This window comes from Microcoleus vaginatus HSN003 (assembly GCF_022701255.1).
In the GTDB taxonomy this organism is placed as follows: Bacteria; Cyanobacteriota; Cyanobacteriia; order Cyanobacteriales; family Microcoleaceae; genus Microcoleus; species Microcoleus vaginatus_B.
Window position 1 is genome coordinate 4,767,272 of record NZ_CP031705.1, and the last position, 17,718, is coordinate 4,784,989.

A 17,718-nucleotide genomic window follows, 5' to 3' on the forward strand; every position below is an offset into this window, starting at 1 on the left:
GATTGGGAATGACTAATGAAGCTTGCGATATAGCGGTTCTCAAGAAAGTGAGGTATGCCCTATGCCCTATGCCCGATAGCACCTCATCTTTCTGAGAAATGCTATATTGTATTTTCCTCAAGGAAAAGACCATATTTGTTTTACTCTATTTCGCACTTGCGCCAAATCATCAGGGGTTAATATTCCCAGTCTCCTTTCAACTAAACTTTTTTGTAATGTGTTCACTTTATGTAAGCGAACCACTGAAGGTCGCTTTAATCCTGCTTGTTGCCATTCCTGAATTTCGACATCAAAGTTTGTACGAGTAATTTGACTGGTTATCTTGGCAACAATCATGTCTTCATCTCCTGTGTCCAACAGTACCAAACCAGGACGGCGTTTAGTTTCGGCTGCACCCGCAAAGATGAATCCGACTAGAACTAATTCTCCAGACTGATAATTAGTCATAGCTCAAATCTCATCGTAAATTGCATCTTCTTCGCTGTAATCGGCAAAGAATTGTGTGGCAGCAAGACGATGCCAATCTGTTTTCTCCTCTACTTCATCTGGTTCTGAGTTTGTTTGTTCATTCACCAGAATGATAACTCTTACATCTTGGTTGACTGCCAAGTATTTTAAAATGTCATCGGTCAAGTTTATTTTTCCTTCCGATGTAACTTTTGCTGGAAATTCGTAGGCTTTCATAATGTGAGTTTTAGATTTGTGTTCGACCAGTTATTGCTACCTTAACATAATCTCAATTCAACAAATCCTCTTCCTCCAAATCAACAGACTGCAACTGAGCCGGTGTAGCAGGAATCGCCGCAATAATTGCATCGATTACCTTCGCCACCGGAATAATCTCCATTCCTAACTCTGGCACCGGTTGATTCTTAGGAATAATCGCCCTTTTGAAACCCAATTTCGCCGCCTCCCTCAGCCGCAACTCTAATTGGGAAACCGGCCGCACCTGTCCCCCCAAACCAACTTCCCCAAGCAAGACAGTGCGTGCATCAACCACCCGATCGCGAAAACTGGCCACAACGGCGATCGCAACTGCCAAATCCGCCGCCGGTTCATCCACCTTCAACCCGCCCACCGTCGCCAAAATCACATCTAATTTAGATAAAGGAATCCCCACCCTTTTCTCCAAAACAGCTAAAATTTGCTGCAATCTAGCATTGTCCACACCAGTAGTAGTGCGGCGCGGCGAACCGAAACTTGCAGGGCTAACTAACGCCTGAATTTCCACTAAAATCGGTCGAGTTCCTTCACAAGTAACAGTCGTCGAAGTACCGGGAGAAAATTCATCTCTATTCCCTAAAAACAACTCCGACGGATTATCTACTTCTCGCAAACCGTTTGCTACCATTTCAAAAACGCCGATTTCATGAGTCGCGCCAAAACGGTTTTTCATCGATCGCAAAAGTCGATGAGAAGCAAAGCGATCGCCCTCAAAATAAAGTACAGTATCTACCAAATGTTCCAAAACCCTCGGCCCCGCCAAAGCTCCATCTTTAGTAACGTGACCGACAATAAATAAAGTAATGTTTTCCCTTTTCGCAACCTGCATCAAAGCAGACGTACATTCCCGCACCTGAGCCACCGAACCCGGAGCCGATGTTAAACTAGCAAAATAAATAGTTTGGATGCTGTCAATCACCGCCACATTCGGTTTCAGCGCTTCCAACTCCCGCAAAACAACCTCTAAATCCGTCTCGGGAAGCAAATAGAAATTCTCCGCTGAATTGTCCTCGGAATCCCTTTTAGCTTCCCCGTTGCTGGCAGATTTATGCCCGCCGTTGCTTGACAATTCAACCGGATTAGCCACGCCCAAACGCTGCGATCGCAACTTCACCTGCTGGCCGGACTCCTCCGCACTGACATACAGTATCCGATCCTTGCGGGCCAACATATTCGCCACCTGCAACAGCAGCGTCGATTTCCCGATTCCCGGTTCCCCGCCAATCAACACCAGCGATCCGGGAACAATCCCGCCTCCCAAAACTCGATCGAGCTCCCCGTAACCAGAAGGCCAGCGAGACTGAGTTTGGTCGGAAATCTGCGATAATCTGAAAGATACCCTTGGTTGACCCTTCGACTTATCAGGGGGCGAACCGCCCACTGTCTTAGTTGTCACCCCAGTTAAACCAGCCCGCGACACACCAGCAGTAGGTTGCTCTAACTGCTCGTCAAAAGAATCCCACTTCTGACAGCTAGGACACCTGCCAAAATATTGTGGTGAATCATACCCGCATTCCCGACAAATATATTGTATTCGAGGCTTAGGCATTGTTTACTATGATAAATAGTCACCCTAACATTTAGAAAAGTCTGAGTTAAAGCACTTATCAAGCTTTCAGACCCATCCCCACACATAATTCAATTTGTGTCTTCTATGATAGGGTACAAAAAATTAACATTATCTGAAATGTAACTTAAGGAGTGCTCGGTAACTTGGAAAACCATAAAGAAAAAATTCTGGTAGTCGATGACGAAGCCAGTATCCGCCGCATTCTGGAGACTCGCCTTTCCATGATTGGCTACGATGTCGTCACCGCTGCTGACGGCGAAGAAGCTCTCGAAACATTTCGCAACACCGAACCCGACTTAGTGGTTTTGGACGTGATGATGCCGAAGCTAGACGGTTACGGCGTCTGTCAGGAGTTGCGTAAAGAGTCAGACGTGCCCATCATCATGCTAACCGCTTTGGGAGACGTAGCCGATCGCATCACCGGTTTAGAATTGGGCGCCGACGATTACGTCGTCAAACCTTTCTCTCCCAAAGAACTAGAAGCCCGCATCCGTTCGGTACTGCGGAGGGTTGACAAAAACGGCGCATCGGGGATTCCCAGTTCGGGAGTCATCCACGTCACCAATATTAGGATTGACACCAACAAGCGCCAAGTTTACAAAGGCGACGAACGAATTCGGCTCACGGGCATGGAATTCAGCTTGTTAGAACTGCTTGTCAGCCGTTCTGGAGAGCCTTTTTCGCGATCAGAAATTTTGCAGGAAGTGTGGGGATACACGCCTGAACGCCACGTAGACACCCGCGTAGTGGACGTTCACATCTCGCGGCTTAGGGCAAAGTTGGAAGACGACCCCAGCAATCCCGAATTAATTCTCACCGCCCGCGGCACCGGTTATCTCTTCCAGCGAATTGTCGAAATTGGAGAAGTAGGATAAAGTCACTTGGCAGTTGGCAGTTGACGGTTGACGGTTGACGGTTGACAACCAACAGTCAACAGTGAACAGTCAACAGTGAACAGCCAACAGCGAACAGTCAACAGCCAACTGACAAATGACAAAATCTGATCCCAATAAAGTTTTGCGGCAATTGCCCTTAGTTGCAGGAGGGTTAGCAGGTACGCTGCTAATGGTAAACCGCTTGCTGACAGAGCAAATTACAGATTCTCAAGCTCGATCGGACGCTTTGGGAGTAATTATCAGCGCTTTGCTGATTTTAACAGGTTTGCTGTGGCAGCAGGTGCAAGCGCGATCGCCCGATTCCGTAAAACTTATCGGCGAAGAAGGTTTTGAATTTGCGCCGGATTTGCCGGATGCTGTGAAAATAGAATTAGCCTGGGCGTCGCGTTTGCTGTTGACAAATACCGCCACAAGGTCGATCGTAGTTGTGTATCAAGGAAAAGTTTTATTGCGGCGCGGTATTTTAGGCATCAATCCCGAAGTCAAACCGGGGCCGATTTTGCAGCGAGTGCTCGACAAAAACAAACCAGTTTATTTAGTAAATCTCAATATTTATCCCGGGCGAATAGAATTTGACTATTTGCCAGAAAATACTCAAGGAGTCATCTGTCAGCCGATCGGCAGCCAAGGCGTTTTAATCTTAGGTGCTAACGCACCCCGCAGCTACACAAAACAAGATGAAAACTGGGTTGAAGGGATTGCCGACAAACTAGAAAATACCCTCATACAGCACCTAAATTGTTAGTTGATACCAATGTATTGCTAACCGTATAACCTGCTACAATCCAGTGTAAGATTTAAAAATGGCACAAAAAACTCTCTGGAAAAATTGGAGAATGTTGCTCGGTATCGGTGCCCTGGTTATGGCAGTGTTGATTAGCCTATCTGGGTCTTTAGCACAAATACCAGCTAACTTGCCCTGCAATTTGGAAGGAGATGTACCAATCCACAAGAACACTGTTTTTTACTCGGCAGTGCTTTTTTACAACTCTACAGCTATGCCGCTGACAGGCATAATTGTGCTGGTGGTGTCGATTCTCATTCCTCTTTCGCATTATTCTGAAGTGACGGAGGAGACAAAGGTTCTGGCTTGTACTAGCGCCGCTGCAATTATGTTGTCTTTGCTAGCTTTGATGCTCGCGGTGTATAGTGCTTTTTCACTGCTGGTATTCGGCCAGTATCAGCACCTTACCAGTGCAGAGTTTGACGGTTACACATACAACTTAGGCTTCAAAAGTTCTTATGTCGTCATTGGCAAATGCGATCGCTTCAATATTCGCTGTGGTTGCTCCGTGGATATCACTTTAGACTCTGAAGACTATCCTGGAAATTCAGTAACTCCTAGCCTTGAACAAAATGTTAAAACAAAAATTATTTATTTTAAGACTAAAAGTCGGACTATTCCTATTTCAAAGTAGCGCGTTAAAATCTAACCTTTAAACCCAGCTACTATGACAACTAATTTGCTCCTCAATCTGCACCGTTTACCCAACCGCTTATCGATCGAGGGTTCTATCGGTATTGAGCTAGTCAAAGGACTCCTAGTATTTCGCCCACCAAAATACAGGAGCGAATAGAAACCTTAATCGCTCAAAAAACAGAATCAGCTCTCACTTCTGAAGAACAAACAGAACTAGATCAATATCAACAATTGGTTGATTATCTAAATTTGGTTAACGAAACGATAAAGAAAGCTCTTTTGTATCCTCTACACGGTACTGTCAAGCGCTATGATGACCCCTTTGAACCTGCTGCACCGTCAGAAGATTGGGAAGTGCTGCAATGATTGTACTGGATACTCATATATGGGTGTAGTGGGTTGACCACAATGCGCGACTGACTCAAAAACACCAGGACTGGATACCACAATATCAGTCTCAAGGTTTAGGAGTTAGCATAATTTCTTGTTGGGAAGTCGCTAAATTGGTAGAGCTGGGAATACTAACTCTGTCCATTTATTATTCAGTCACCCAAACTCACGGATTTTCACCGCGCTCCTGCTGACCAACTTATTGTAGCAACAGCGAAAATACATGAGTCCCCGGTGCTGACGGCTGACGCGAAAATTTGGTCAGCTCCTGAAGTGCAGACTCTTAAATAATAGAAGTGGAAATGTGTGGATTCTGTTTACATTTATAAGTTCGTAGGGTGCGCTTAGCGCACCTTACTAGCTCAAAACTCTCAACTCAAAACTCAAAACTACTAGCGAGCCCAGTCAGTACCGCGCCACAGCGTAAAAAACAAAACACTAGAAATTAGCGCGCCCAGCAGCCACTTAATAGCATTTTTAAATAACCCCACGCGCTGACTTGACTGAACCGCAGCGCTTTGCGTCTGTAACCGTTCCTTAGCCGGAGTAATTCTCGAAAGAATTTGCTCTTTCAATTGCTGTGGGTTTTGCGTATCCGCTGGTACCCCCAAACGGGTAAGTTCCCCGGCCAAATTCCTTAAATCTTCAGGACTACCCTTATTCAGCCGTTCTTCCACCTGCTGCAACTGAGCTAATTGTTGGTTTGCTTGAGTAGTAATTTGCTGGTTGTTTTGGTTGTTGACGTAGATAGTGCCAAAAATTCCCAAAGGCAGCATCAACAGAAAAACCAGACCTAGCAGCAGACACACCCAAGACAAAACCTTCAAAAAAACGTCTTCCAAGCCTTTGCGATCGTACCCTTCGCCAAAAAATATCAGCGCCATTGCCAGTAAAGGAACTGGCACCCGTTCCACTACAGCCCCAATTGTTTGCAATTCCCAGAGGCGATTGCCAAAATTTGCTGGTATAAGAACTGCGATCGTATCTAATACAGACAAAATTAATAGACCGTAGCCAATCCAACGTAGTCTGTAGATAGAAAAACCTTGTTCGCCTTGTAAGTCATTCATAAAATAATCAGAGTTGTTGTTAAGAAAAATCTCTCTTGACCCCGCCCAAGAACGGATACAAGTCCCCGACAACAGTCGTGGAGAGTCAAAAATTTAGACTCTTGTTCAAGCTTCCAGATTCACCTGTGGAGTAAATCTAAAATCTAAAAGCTAAAATCTAAAATCGACTGACTCGACTCAAGGAGCGGGAAATCGCGGCTGCCACCACCCATACCAAGAAACCCAAGCATTCTCTAGAATTTTTTTGGCATTTTCTGGAGTTGTTTTATCCAAAGGCACAGACATCTGAGTCCACAAACAGCGTCGGTCTTGAATATTTCCCCTACCCAACAACCAAAACAGAATACGGTTTGGCTGCCAATCGCGAGTATTTCGATTATATCTAAACTGTTGGGAAGTTACTGTAGGACTGCCATGAGGATTGATACATGAACTCAAATACAGTCGATTTTGCTGTTGCAAAAGTCCGTGAAACCCCGCGCCTTGAGTGTTTGCCAATGTTAGTCTACCAGGATTCGACTTAAGAATAGTATGTCCCTTCATCATACCTTCCACATCCCCAATGCTGTCTACCCCATAGCGCATCTCTATTTCTAGAGGTATGCTATTTTTTTGATATTCATATTTCCTGGCAGCTTTGAATCCTGAATTCTCCCTAATTGCCAGCGGCGCGCTCTTGTTTAGTTTCCAATCGGCTAGAGGCACCGACTCGGGAAACTCAAACGGGGTTGCCACATTCTTGCCGTCTGATGGATAGAAAACCACTTTTCCGGCAACCAACAAAACCCCTCCCAAAGTCACAGCCAACAGGGAAAGCCTAAGTGGTTTCCAAGAGGTAATAGCCATTAGCAATTCTGTCCTTCCTTATTTTGGGGTTGGTCTTTCAAAATTGCAAACCAGCAGAATAACCCGAAAATAGAGACAGCAATCATCGAAAAGATTACCGAACCACTTCCTTCGTGCCAGTATTTAAATGCTTCGGATTGAGATAGCGATACCAGGACAGCCATGAGAGCAACTCGCGCGGCATTTACTATAAATGCAGTAATTATGGCCACGAATGGTAATACAATTTTCTGACCCCTCGTGGTAGGAAACATCAGCAAGAAAACCAGAGCCATTCCTAACAATTGTAGTATCGCATTAACTCCCGAACAGCCGTGATAAACTTCCACGCTGCCCTTTTCCAAGATTAGAAAAACCCCTTTCCTCACCACTTCAAATCCTAGATAGTGGAGGAGGAAAGCTGAGAATTTTGCTGTTAATAGGGCTACATCAACGAATACTCCGATCAATCCGGGAGGAATAACTATATAGGCAAGAATTAGAAGTTCCTGCCAATATTGTTTCAGTCCTTTTGTTCCAGAAGCCAGCAATGCGAGACTGATTCCCGACAAAAAAGGTGTTGCTCGGATAAAAAAGTCGTATCCAGATATGGACGAACTTTTGAGCAATATTAAACCAATTAACGATGAACCAAAGAAGCTGGCAAAAATTCCGCTTTCAAAAGTTAAGGATTCGTGCCTTTCCCAAATGAGAAATGCTACTATTCCCCAAAACAGTAACATTGTGCCGAACAGGTCAGTGTCGTTGGTTCTGGAAGTCAGAGTTAGGTGTAGGGCAATCAAACCGGAGCCGATGCCTAACAGCCAGTATTTAGGTTCTTGGACGTGCTTGAGCCAGTTTATTTCGGTCATTGCTGCTTTTTGTTTTTCCTAAAAGCTTCTAAAATGCTTAATCTTGTAACTCTATTAAAATTATCAGCTACAAACCCTTGAATTTATGGGTTTTTGATGATTTTTAACTAAATCTTCACAAAGATTGACAAGAGCGAATGTCTGTGATATTTATTTGCCGCTAATTAAATCTGAAGTTAGGCGCAAAAACCAAAGAAAACAGGTTTTTTAACTCTGAGCGATCGCACTCCACGAAAGATTTTCTTTCCTCAAACCCGGTTTCTGCGCCTAGAGTTTAAATGTAAAGCTTGAACGCAAGACAGAAACCTTTCTTGGACGCACTCTTGAGCTTGAAAACCAGTTTTTTACCGAGGCTGGTTTTTGGTAGCCCGTGCGTCCAGGAGTAGATTAATTAGAGTAAACTTTCCGGTAGTAAGTTTGATATTCCTCCGAAAGCAGGGGTTCCCACCACTCCCGATGGGCTAAGTACCATTCTACCGTCTGCCGCAAACCTTCTTCAACGGTTACTGAGGGAGTCCAACCTAACTCAGTTTTAATTTTGCTGGCATCAATAGCGTAACGCCGATCGTGCCCCGCTCTGTCTTTGACAAATGTGATCAATTGTTCGCAAGGACGGGCGGGTAAATCCTCAGCTAATTCGTCCATTAGCTGACACAGCATTTTTACTAAATCGAGATTTTTTACCTCGTTGTTGCCGCCAACATTGTAGGTTTCCCCAGGCTGACCACGGTGAATAACGGCATCTAAAGCGCGGCAGTGGTCGAGCACGTAAAGCCAATCTCGCACGTTTTGACCGTCGCCGTAAACTGGCAGCGGTTTGCCCAATAGCATATTGATGCACATTAATGGAATGAGCTTTTCTGGGAAGTGATAGGGGCCGTAATTGTTGGAACAATTGGTGATAATTGTCGGGACGCCGTAGGTGTGGAAATAGGCGCGGGCGAGGTGGTCACTGCCAGCTTTGGAGGCTGAGTAGGGACTGTTGGGCGAGTAGGCAGTTGTTTCTGTGAAGGCTGGGTCATCGGGGCCGAGACTGCCGTAAACTTCGTCGGTAGAAACGTGAAGGAAGCGCATTTGTGCTTTGAGAGAGGACTCATCAATTGCTTCAAAATGCTTGCGGAAGGCTTCTAAAAGTGTGAAGGTTCCGACAACGTTTGTTTGAACAAAGGCGGCAGGCCCGATAATTGACCTGTCAACGTGGGATTCTGCGGCAAAGTGGGCGACTGTGGTGATGTTTTCTTCTTTGAGCAAGGTATCGACTAGGGTACGATCGCAAATATCCCCCTGCACAAACCGAAAATTTTCTCCTCCTTCCAAAGTTGCCAGGGTTTGTCTGTTGCCGGCGTAGGTTAAAGCGTCGAGTACGACTACTCGATCGCCCGGATAGCTGCTGCACCAGTGATGCACAAAATTCGCTCCGATAAATCCAGCCCCGCCCGTCACCAACAATCGGCGAGGGGCTCGCTCAATGCCTTGAGTCGCGTTGTCTGCCATAAAAATAAGAGTTCTTCCAATAACTAAGCCTTTACAAAAGTAGCCTTAAAAGTAGTTTGTCACCAGGTGTTTGCCAGTCTGTAACTAAATTTTCTACTGTCTCACCCCAGATGTTCTAATTTGGGCGCGATCTAAGTATTGGTTCACAAAACTTGAACTTCTACCGAGCTCTTAGCCGAAACGCATACAGAGTAAGCATTGCAAAATTTTAAGCTGGCAAATTTAAATTTGAATTGCGTGAGGCTATAGCTGACTTTTGCGATCGATCCTCGATATGGGCGGCGCGCAGAGTTGATACATTTGTAAAGAGCTGTTACCATTAATTTTTTAATTATCCTTTACAATCTCCAGAGCACCATGAAGAAGTTTCAAGTGTTAGCTGGCATTGCTTCCGTCGTCGCGATCGCAAGCAGTATCGCTGTTTGTGACGCCGCATCTGCTTTCCCCTGTTCCTACAGCAAATCTGGGGCGGCTAAATCTGGTTCTGCGACAACGATCCTAGGTTCCGGCGGCTCTGAGCGAATCAATCCGTGGAAATCCTACAAAACAGCAGCTCTCGGTTTCCTAGGTTTGGCTGGAGTTTTCGGTGGCGGAGCGGCCTACATGAGCTACCGTGCCGGCAAGCGCGCCTCTGCTGCTTGCGCTGCGATGACCGATAATTTTGAAGTTTTTGAAGAGTCGCTCGATCCGATCGCAGATGCAGGTGTTTCTGGAGACATGGAAGTTCCGGCGTTGCTCGATTTGGCGCCGGCGGGTGCTGTAGCTGAGTCAGCAGATGCGGTTGCAGCCGTTCGTGAACACCCGGAAGCTCCGGGTGGTGAGCTGGATTTGCCAGTTTCGCCAGTTGCTGAGTTGAGTTCTGAAATTGCGCTCGAACAAGTCCAAAGCGCGAGCATCTAATAGTTATCTCAAACCACAGTATTCGTTTAGCGCACCTCCAATCTTGCAAGATTGGAGGTTTTTTCAGTTTAAATTATCTACTCTACAATTGCTTATCCGGGCGATCGCGAAGCAGTGCAAACAATAGACCAATAAATCGATAGCACACAATATCATATTCCGGCTAAGCAAACGAGTGTTGAATTAATATCAATAAAAAAAACTCTTGCTACAATCATCAATCTCATACCAATTATTAAAAGTCGCCGCTCCCCGTCAGGACAAGGCTTTGCCGTTTCCCTACTGTATGTGAACTGTATTTGATCCGATTGAAAACTTCTATAAAATTAGATGAGTCAAAGCGAGACAGTAGGCGGCCGAGGCGATCTCTGAAAAGGCCCTCGATATCAATCTGAGGTTAGACGGCAAGGGTGCAAATCGCCTGCTATCGTTGGAAGTATAGCCCTACAGATTACAACTATAGGTTATTATGAATGCTTGGCGCGATCGATTCAATCAATTTACAGGTAAAACTCGACTGGCAGTTTGCCGGGTGTTCGTTCACCTACAAGGCGAAGAAGTTGCACCGCTGTTAGGAGTTCTCAACCGCACCGCCCGAGAAGCAATTGATGCCGATGGCGACATAGCAATTTTAGGGGAAGGTCTTGTAGAAATTTGCAATCACCTGTTGCAGTACGACAACTACTGGCAATCAGCCGCCAATGAAGGCGATGTTTTTTGGAATGAAGGCGAAGCCGGCGATTATGTGGATGAACTTTTCATTGATTCAGCCGATCGCTATCTCAGCGAGCCTCAATACAGCACATCGGTTTACGATAAAAATTCCCCATTGTCTTTGCCTGTAACTAGAAATGTCGTGGTGATGCTGACAGTTGCGTATGAAGGCGAAGTTCCTGCTTTAGAAACGGACCTTGCTGACATCAGCGCGCTGAAAGTCGGTTTAAAAGCCCTGATTAATTTACATTACCAAGAAAGGCTCCGAGCTGTGCAAGTTCACTTTTCTCCCGCACAGTTGGGAGACGAACTTACCAACGACCAAGTGTTGGTAAATTTCGCCGAACTTATTCCCCTTTAAGGAAAGAAGAAGTTCGGCAACGGATTCAGTAACGGCTCTAACGGATTTCGGGAAGAAGGAAGAAGGAGCAATTCTCAAACAACCCATCCCCAATTACAAATTACCAATTACAAATTACTATTTATGATGCTGCGAAGACTAACAATTTATTTAATGGCCTTAACTTTTTTAGGGACGGCAACCGCCTGCGGTTCTTCTCGGACACAAACTTATACAAATCCTGCTGGGAATCCAAATATTAACACAGTGCGTCCTGCACCAAATAATAACTTGAGTCAAGGTCAATATCCTGTACAGCAAGCTACCTACGACGATGCGAATGGCGAATACAGTTTAATTGTGCTGAATACTCCCGCCGGCAGTCCCCCAGTTTACCGCACTAGGGATTTGCAAATGGCTCGCTTAACAAACGAAGAAATATCGGCAGGCAAAAAAAGTTATCTAAATGTGGCTAACAATCAAGCGGTTCTGCATTTGACAGAAGATTTTAAAATAGAGTACGTTCACAACGTTACCGAAACTGTTCCTAATCCTCAAACAGGTCAGCCACAAACTGTAGTAGTGCGCCAGCAATCTGGCTTCTGGGCACCGTTTGCTGGAGCTGTTGCCGGTCAGGCGATCGGCAGTTTGTTATTTAGACCACGATATTATATGCCGCCAGTCTATCAGCCGGGGATTATGACAGGATATGGCGGGTATGGTAATACTTACGGCCAAGCTGTTCAGCAGTATCAAACTCGGTATCGAACGGCGCCTCCGGCTGTGAGAAACCGTCAAGTTTTAAGGACAACCGGCCGTTTGCGATCGCCCACATATAACCAGCCAGTAAGACCCTCAGCACGGCCAAATGGCAATCGATCGACCGGTTCGGGTTACGGTGGCAGCACTTTGAGGCGATCGCCGCAGCAACGTCGAAATCAATACAAGCGGCAGCCGAGTTTTGGTAGTGGCAGGAATTCTCGTCAACCTAGTCGGAATCGCTCTTTCGGCGGCAGAAGGCGCTGAGTTGAAGAGGGCAAAAATCAGCAACTGACATCGGTAAAAGTTGATTTTATCTACCCTCTCCATACCCCGCCGCCGCCGGTATGGAGAATGAAAACTTTGGAATAATTGATTGAGCCTTCTCTGTTTCCCCCAGACCCAAAAAATATGTGATTTAATTTCTACATTGATATGTAGGTGACAATATGTCTTCTTCACAACCCCCGTCAGGGGAAAGAAACCCTCTAGGATTGGATGAATTGATTGCGATCTTGGTTGCCTTCGGCACGATGGGAGCAATTTTATTTTGGGTAACAGGTAAAAATCCCGATCGATTGAATGCCAGAAATTGGCAATTTCCAGCCGTTTTTTCTCAACCTGCTGTCACACCCGCGAGTCCGGGAATATTAACGCCAGAATCGCCCAGTTCGGATGTACGATCGCCCGGTACAACCCTGATTCCCTCAAAATCGGATGTCGCACCTGTGGGACCTTTAGGGCCGATTTTACCGCAAAATCCTCCGGTGGGGGTGATCGTTGTTCCTCCCATGCCAATTGCGCGATCGACTCCCGCTCCAGCAATTACCAATCCCGCTCCAGCAATTACCAAAGCCGATAAACCCAAAGCCGATAAACCCAAAGCCGATAAACCCAAAATTGCGCCCGTTAGATTCTCCGATGTTCCAGACAAATATTGGGCGCGTCCGTTCATTGTCGCTTTAGTCGATCGGAAAATTTTTGCTGAGTCCACTGACAGCAAATTTCGTCCCGACGAACCGATGACGCGAGCCGAACTAGCGCGTTTGATTCAGCGAATGTCCGACGACAAGAAGCCGATCAGAAAACCAATTGATTTTAAAGACGTAAAAGACAAGAGTCCTGTTGCTCCTGCGATCGACCACACCGTCACAACTGGATATCTTAAAGGATACCCAAACAATGAGTTCCGTCCCGAAAAACAGATTCCGCGTGTCGAAGTCATCGCAGCTTTAGCGAGCGGTTTGAGCCTGAAACCATCAACAAAAGCAACCAAAATTTTACAAGTTTATACAGACAGGGCAAAAGTGCCGAAATGGGCAGTTAACAAAGTAGCCTCAGCCACAGAAGCTGGCATAGTTGTCAACCACCCGAAGCGCACACTTTTGCAGCCTAATAAAACAGCAACTCGCGCTGAAGTAGCAGCCATGGTTTACCAAGCTATGGCCAAAAAAGGCCAAGTACCTGCTAAGTCTTCTAAGTATGTTGTGAAGTCTTTAAAGTTGCCTAAGTAATATTTTAGGGGCGTTGCTCCTAGCCCGCCCCACAATAACATTTAATCGCCCTTATTTGTAGTCAGGACTGAAGCCTTCTCACTACGAACCAGCTAGATTAATCTTGAAACACCATAATGCTGCCCGAATAGCAAGCTACCCAAACCTGATTAGTTTCCGGATCGTAAGTAATCCCGATCGGGCGTGAATTAACCTTCACTGTTTGCAGCACTTTCATATCGCTCGTCCTAACTTTGCTAACAGTATTCGAGAAATAGTTGACCACATAAAGCAGTTTTCCCTGGTCAGAAATTGTCATACTGCGGGGGGCTTTTCCAGTCGAAACTTGGTCTACCACTTTACCAGTCTTCAAGTCAATTTTTGCCACATTCCCTCCACCATTTAAAGTGGCATACAGATAGTTTCCATTGGGATCGATCGTCAAATGACGCGGCGCATTGCCAATATTTCTCAGCCATTCTACCGAAAAGTCTATGAGATTCACTTTCGCAATATCGGAAGAACCCATGATGGCAACATAGGCATTTTTTGAGTCGGGAGTAACAACAATACCCCGAGGATATGCACCCAGTTTCACTCGCTCGATTTCGAGATTTTTATTGATATCAACTACGCTCAAATCCCAACTGCACCAATTGCTAGCGAGCGCGAAGCGATTGTCAGGCGAAACAGCATTGAATTTCGGAACTGCACCTACAGGAATTACCTTTTCTATGTTCAAAGTTTGGGTATTGATGCGGTACAGAAAACTTTGGTCGTGTTTGGCCGCTGGAGAACACCTGTCGGTTCCCGGATTTCTAAACCCCGAACCGTACATTTTGTAGTTGGAGACGTAGCCATATTTGCCATCGGTTGAAAAAGCAGCTTCTACGGGAGAGCCTTTATAATTACCTTTGAATTTAGAAAAGCCGAACTTCGACAAGTTGACTGTATCGGGAATAGTCTTGACTAATTTAAAGTTCCTGTCGTAAACTGTGATTGTGTGGCGGTACATCATGTTTTGAGCAAAAAACAAACCCGCTCCCGAATAAACTATTGATTTGGGGGAGATGTTGCCGTAAATTGTTTTTTTCAAGGTCATTTTTCCTTGAGTGTTATCGGGAGGATTTACTAGCTTTGTGGCTGGTAATTCACTTTCTTTATCTTCGGAATTTTCAGTTTTAAAGGGTGGCAAAGATGGTTCTTGAAATCGAGGTTCTTGGGGCTGAGTTTTAGTTTGATCTTCGAGTTCGTTTGTGTTATCTGTGGGGGTAGGAGATGGCGAAGATGGATCGATATTGGGCGCGATTTTTTCCGCACCTTCAATGCTCGCGTCTTCCGGTTTACCTTTCAGTGCTGACAAGGTTTTAGGGCCAACAATTCCGTCAACTTTCAGGTTGTTGTCTGCTTGGAACTTTTTCACAGCAGCCTGGGTTACAGCACCGTAAAATCCTGTGGGCTGGCGACGAAAATAGCCTGCGTTTTGTAGAGTTTTCTGAAGTTGGGCTACTTCCGGGCCTGAATCACCTTTTTTGATGGCGAGTGCGGGGTTGACTAAATTGACAATTGTGAGAGCGATCGTAAAGAAAAGTAAAGGAGTATAGGCTAAATTCAGGTGCCTTTTTGAGTGGGTCGATCGAGTTTGACCCGCAGCCGTTTCCCAAGTTTCAGCTAAATGTAGGTAGGCCAGTCCGTCCATAGTTTTTACCGGGTATTTTTGGTGCTATGATACACCAGTTAACTTTGATGAAAGAGAGAATCTTATTATAATCAAACTTAGGGTAAAATCTCCAAGCAGTTTTTAATGGTGCAAGCAAGTAGGAGCGATCGACAATGTGGAGTGGGGAAAAAACAACCGCAGAATCAACGACAAAAGAATCCCGCCAGAAGACGTTGCTGTGGGACGATGACGGGGGACTTTGCCAGCGGGCTTGGGTAGAAATCGATTTAGCAGCTTTAACTCACAATGTAAAACAGCTTAAAAAACTCTTATCTTCCCATACAGAACTGATGGCAGTTGTGAAAGCGGATGCTTACGGACACGGTGCTGTTGCAGTCAGTCAAACAGCATTGCAAGCAGGTGCTAGTTGGCTGGGAGTGGCGACAATTCCCGAAGGAATAGAATTGCGAGAAGCTGGGATAGAAGCGCCGATTTTGCTGTTGGGGGCAACCCATACAGCCCAACAGGTAAAGGCGATCGCCCATTGGCACTTGCAGCCCACTATTTGTACTGCCAAACAAGCCCTAATTTTTTCGGAAGTTCTCGCTGGTCTTAACCAATCTTTGCCGGTTCACGCTAAGTTAGATACGGGAATGTCTCGATTGGGTACGCCCTGGCAAGAAGCCACAGAATTTGTGCAATTAATCAAGCGGTTGCCCAATTTAAGATTAGCCAGTATTTACTCTCACTTGGCGACAGCAGACAGTCCCGATCCCGCAGTTATGATAGAGCAGCACCAGCGGTTTCAACAGGCGATCGAGCAAATTAAAATAGCAGGAATTAACCCCCCTCGCCTCCACTTGGCTAACTCTGCTGCAGCCCTCGCTGACCCGGATTTGCACTACGATTTAGTGCGAGTCGGTTTAGCTACCTACGGTCTTTATCCAGCATCTCACTTGCAGTCGAGATCCAATTTGAAGCCCGCAATGCAGGTAAAAGCTAGGGTAACGCAGGTGAAAACAATTGAAGCAGGAACCGGCGTCAGTTACGGCTATCAATTTATAGCTCAGCGGCAGACACAGATTGCCGTAATTGGTATCGGCTATGCAGATGGCATTCCGCGCAATCTTTCTAATAAAATGCAGGTTTTAGTCAGGGGTCAATTCGTGCGGCAAGTGGGCGCGGTAACCATGGATCAGTTAATGCTGGATGTAACTGATATTCCCGATTTAGAAGTCGGTGAAGTGGTGACGCTGTTGGGCAAAGATGGGGAATATCAAATTACTGCTGACGATTGGGCCGCGACTTTAGGAACTATTTCGTGGGAAATTCTCTGCGCTTTTAAACACCGATTGCCCCGCGTAGCAGTAAACTATTAACAGTAGTCCGGCAGGGGTTTAAACCCCTGCCTCATAGCTAAAGTCGGTTTTAACTGAGATGGTGCACCATTCTCGCTTAACAGGCTTTCCGGCCTGTTCCACAATAAAATTCATCTCTTGTGGAACAGGCATCTTGCCTGTTCCTAAACAAGTAATTGACAATGGTGCAACATCTCCGTTAAAACCGACTCAAGATTTTGAGCGAGGAAATTATTGATTTTAGTCCTCTTTGAGAGGACTTCCGCTATGAGACAGGGGTTTTCAACCCCTGTCGGACTCTCGGAATAAGCGATAAGACTGAGACTGCAATTCTCAATTCCCAATTCCCAATTGCCAATTAACATGACAGTTATTCAGACGTTTTTACCAATAGCCCAAACCTTCTATTCTCAGCTAAATGCAGAAAGAACACAAGCCTTGGAAATAGCCCAAGAATTCTCAAAAAAATTCGTAGAATTGGGGTTTAAAATTGTACCTCAACTGCTGTGGGCGATCGGCATTTTGTTAATTACGCGATTTGCGATCGACTTTGCCGGCCGCGTGACTCGCCGAGCACTGAGTCGCACCGAAGCCACGCTGCGGAAATTCTTAGTTCAAGCTGCTGAAATTACGATTTTGGTAGTGGGAGTAGTCGCCGCTTTGAGTCAGTTGGGAATTCAAACTACCAGTGTGGTTGCGGTGGTGGGTGCCGCGGGTTTGGCGATCGGTTTGGCGTGGCAAAATACTTTGTCGCACTTTGCTGCTGGGGTAATGTTGATTAGTTTGCGGCCCTTTGAAGTCGGAGATGGGATCGAAGCTGCGGATGTTAAGGGAGTGGTGGACAGCATCGGGATTTTTTCAACAACCGTGGTAACAGACGATCGCATAAAAATTATTGTCCCGAACAATCAGTTGTTTAACGGTACATTGAAAAATACCACGGCAATGGGAACGAGGCGAGTAGACTTGAAGATTGATATTGGCGATCGGCCAATTCGTCCAACTGTAGCTGAGTTATTAGAAATTGCCCACTCTCACCCGCTGGTGTTGGAGAATCCGCCCCCGACTTGTTTGGTCGCCGAGATTACTCCCGATACAACTATTTTATCTCTCCGGCCTTGGTGCGCGTCGGTGGCCTACGAACAAGTGCGATCGCAAGTTCAACAATACGTCAAAGAGGCAATGGATGGCGACAACAATCAAGAACAAGAGATATAAATCTAAAATCTAAAAC

The 17,718-nt window shown here is 45.8% G+C and carries 19 protein-coding genes; 11 read left to right on the forward strand and 8 right to left on the reverse strand.

Annotated elements, in window-relative coordinates; translation table 11 throughout:
• Positions 1 to 117: 117 nt before the first annotated feature.
• From D0A37_RS20735 to radA, 3 genes are read right to left on the reverse strand one after another with little or no spacing between them, the layout of a single operon-like run.
• On the reverse strand, positions 118 to 447 hold the full coding sequence (locus D0A37_RS20735; protein WP_242717151.1) for a type II toxin-antitoxin system PemK/MazF family toxin: 330 nt from the start codon (positions 445 to 447) through the stop codon (positions 118 to 120).
• Between the two features lie 3 nt (positions 448 to 450).
• Positions 451 to 684 carry a hypothetical protein gene (locus D0A37_RS20740; RefSeq protein WP_242717153.1) on the reverse strand — a complete coding sequence of 78 codons (234 nt, stop codon included), beginning with the start codon at positions 682 to 684 and terminating at the stop codon, positions 451 to 453.
• Between the two features lie 52 nt (positions 685 to 736).
• Positions 737 to 2,272, reverse strand: coding sequence for a DNA repair protein RadA (radA, locus tag D0A37_RS20745; protein WP_242717155.1), 1,536 nt, complete (start codon positions 2,270 to 2,272; stop codon positions 737 to 739).
• 164 nt (positions 2,273 to 2,436) lie between these two features.
• On the opposite strand from radA, the gene rpaB reads away from it, so the two are divergent.
• From rpaB to D0A37_RS29145, 5 genes are all read left to right on the forward strand, one after another.
• Entirely contained in the window at positions 2,437 to 3,168 is a 732-nt protein-coding gene (gene rpaB / locus D0A37_RS20750) for a response regulator transcription factor RpaB (RefSeq protein ID WP_071587789.1), read from the forward strand.
• A gap of 115 nt (positions 3,169 to 3,283) precedes the next feature.
• Positions 3,284 to 3,934 carry a cofactor assembly of complex C subunit B gene (locus D0A37_RS20755; RefSeq protein ID WP_242717157.1) on the forward strand — a complete coding sequence of 217 codons (651 nt, stop codon included), beginning with the start codon at positions 3,284 to 3,286 and terminating at the stop codon, positions 3,932 to 3,934.
• 58 nt (positions 3,935 to 3,992) lie between these two features.
• The gene (locus tag D0A37_RS20760; RefSeq protein ID WP_242717159.1) at positions 3,993 to 4,607 is read left to right on the forward strand and encodes a hypothetical protein; all 615 of its coding nucleotides are present in this window, start codon (positions 3,993 to 3,995) and stop codon (positions 4,605 to 4,607) included.
• Positions 4,608 to 4,640: 33 nt separating this feature from the next.
• Entirely contained in the window at positions 4,641 to 4,766 is a 126-nt protein-coding gene (locus D0A37_RS29140; RefSeq protein ID WP_278187096.1) for a hypothetical protein, read from the forward strand.
• A gap of 74 nt (positions 4,767 to 4,840) precedes the next feature.
• Positions 4,841 to 4,975, forward strand: a complete 135-nt coding sequence (locus D0A37_RS29145; protein ID WP_278187097.1) for a hypothetical protein — start codon at positions 4,841 to 4,843, stop codon at positions 4,973 to 4,975.
• Positions 4,976 to 5,391: 416 nt separating this feature from the next.
• On the opposite strand, the gene hpsJ-A is transcribed toward D0A37_RS29145, so the two are convergent.
• The 4 genes from hpsJ-A to rfbB all read right to left on the reverse strand — a co-directional run bounded on the left by hpsJ-A (position 5,392) and on the right by rfbB (position 9,260).
• Entirely contained in the window at positions 5,392 to 6,069 is a 678-nt protein-coding gene (gene hpsJ-A, locus D0A37_RS20765) for an HpsJ-like protein, cyanoexosortase A-associated (protein WP_242717161.1), read from the reverse strand.
• 177 nt (positions 6,070 to 6,246) lie between these two features.
• A complete protein-coding gene (locus D0A37_RS20770) occupies positions 6,247 to 6,915 on the reverse strand; it encodes a cyanoexosortase A system-associated protein (protein WP_242717163.1) in 669 nt (222 codons plus the stop codon).
• Positions 6,915 to 7,766 carry a cyanoexosortase A gene (gene crtA, locus D0A37_RS20775; RefSeq protein WP_242717165.1) on the reverse strand — a complete coding sequence of 284 codons (852 nt, stop codon included), beginning with the start codon at positions 7,764 to 7,766 and terminating at the stop codon, positions 6,915 to 6,917. Before crtA ends, D0A37_RS20770 begins: the two co-directional genes overlap by 1 nt.
• A 387-nt stretch (positions 7,767 to 8,153) precedes the next feature.
• A complete protein-coding gene (gene rfbB / locus D0A37_RS20780) occupies positions 8,154 to 9,260 on the reverse strand; it encodes a dTDP-glucose 4,6-dehydratase (protein ID WP_242717167.1) in 1,107 nt (368 codons plus the stop codon).
• Positions 9,261 to 9,617: 357 nt separating this feature from the next.
• Here rfbB and D0A37_RS20785 point away from each other — a divergent pair, with 357 nt between their 5' ends.
• From D0A37_RS20785 to D0A37_RS20800, 4 genes are all read left to right on the forward strand, one after another.
• On the forward strand, positions 9,618 to 10,160 hold the full coding sequence (locus tag D0A37_RS20785) for a hypothetical protein (RefSeq protein ID WP_242717169.1): 543 nt from the start codon (positions 9,618 to 9,620) through the stop codon (positions 10,158 to 10,160).
• Positions 10,161 to 10,629: 469 nt separating this feature from the next.
• On the forward strand, positions 10,630 to 11,235 hold the full coding sequence (locus tag D0A37_RS20790; RefSeq protein WP_242717171.1) for a DUF1517 domain-containing protein: 606 nt from the start codon (positions 10,630 to 10,632) through the stop codon (positions 11,233 to 11,235).
• Between the two features lie 123 nt (positions 11,236 to 11,358).
• Positions 11,359 to 12,240, forward strand: coding sequence for a hypothetical protein (locus tag D0A37_RS20795; protein WP_242717173.1), 882 nt, complete (start codon positions 11,359 to 11,361; stop codon positions 12,238 to 12,240).
• A gap of 182 nt (positions 12,241 to 12,422) precedes the next feature.
• The gene (locus D0A37_RS20800; protein WP_242717174.1) at positions 12,423 to 13,487 is read left to right on the forward strand and encodes an S-layer homology domain-containing protein; all 1,065 of its coding nucleotides are present in this window, start codon (positions 12,423 to 12,425) and stop codon (positions 13,485 to 13,487) included.
• A 97-nt stretch (positions 13,488 to 13,584) separates the two neighbouring features.
• Here the strand turns inward: D0A37_RS20800 and D0A37_RS20805 are convergent, their stop codons facing one another.
• A complete protein-coding gene (locus D0A37_RS20805; RefSeq protein WP_242717175.1) occupies positions 13,585 to 15,165 on the reverse strand; it encodes a peptidoglycan-binding protein in 1,581 nt (526 codons plus the stop codon).
• 134 nt (positions 15,166 to 15,299) lie between these two features.
• Between D0A37_RS20805 and alr the strand changes: the two genes are divergently transcribed.
• Entirely contained in the window at positions 15,300 to 16,505 is a 1,206-nt protein-coding gene (alr, locus tag D0A37_RS20810; protein WP_242717176.1) for an alanine racemase, read from the forward strand.
• A gap of 342 nt (positions 16,506 to 16,847) precedes the next feature.
• Positions 16,848 to 17,702: a mechanosensitive ion channel family protein gene (locus tag D0A37_RS20815; RefSeq protein ID WP_242717177.1), complete on the forward strand. Its 855-nt coding sequence runs from the start codon at positions 16,848 to 16,850 to the stop codon at positions 17,700 to 17,702.
• Positions 17,703 to 17,718 lie beyond the last annotated feature (16 nt).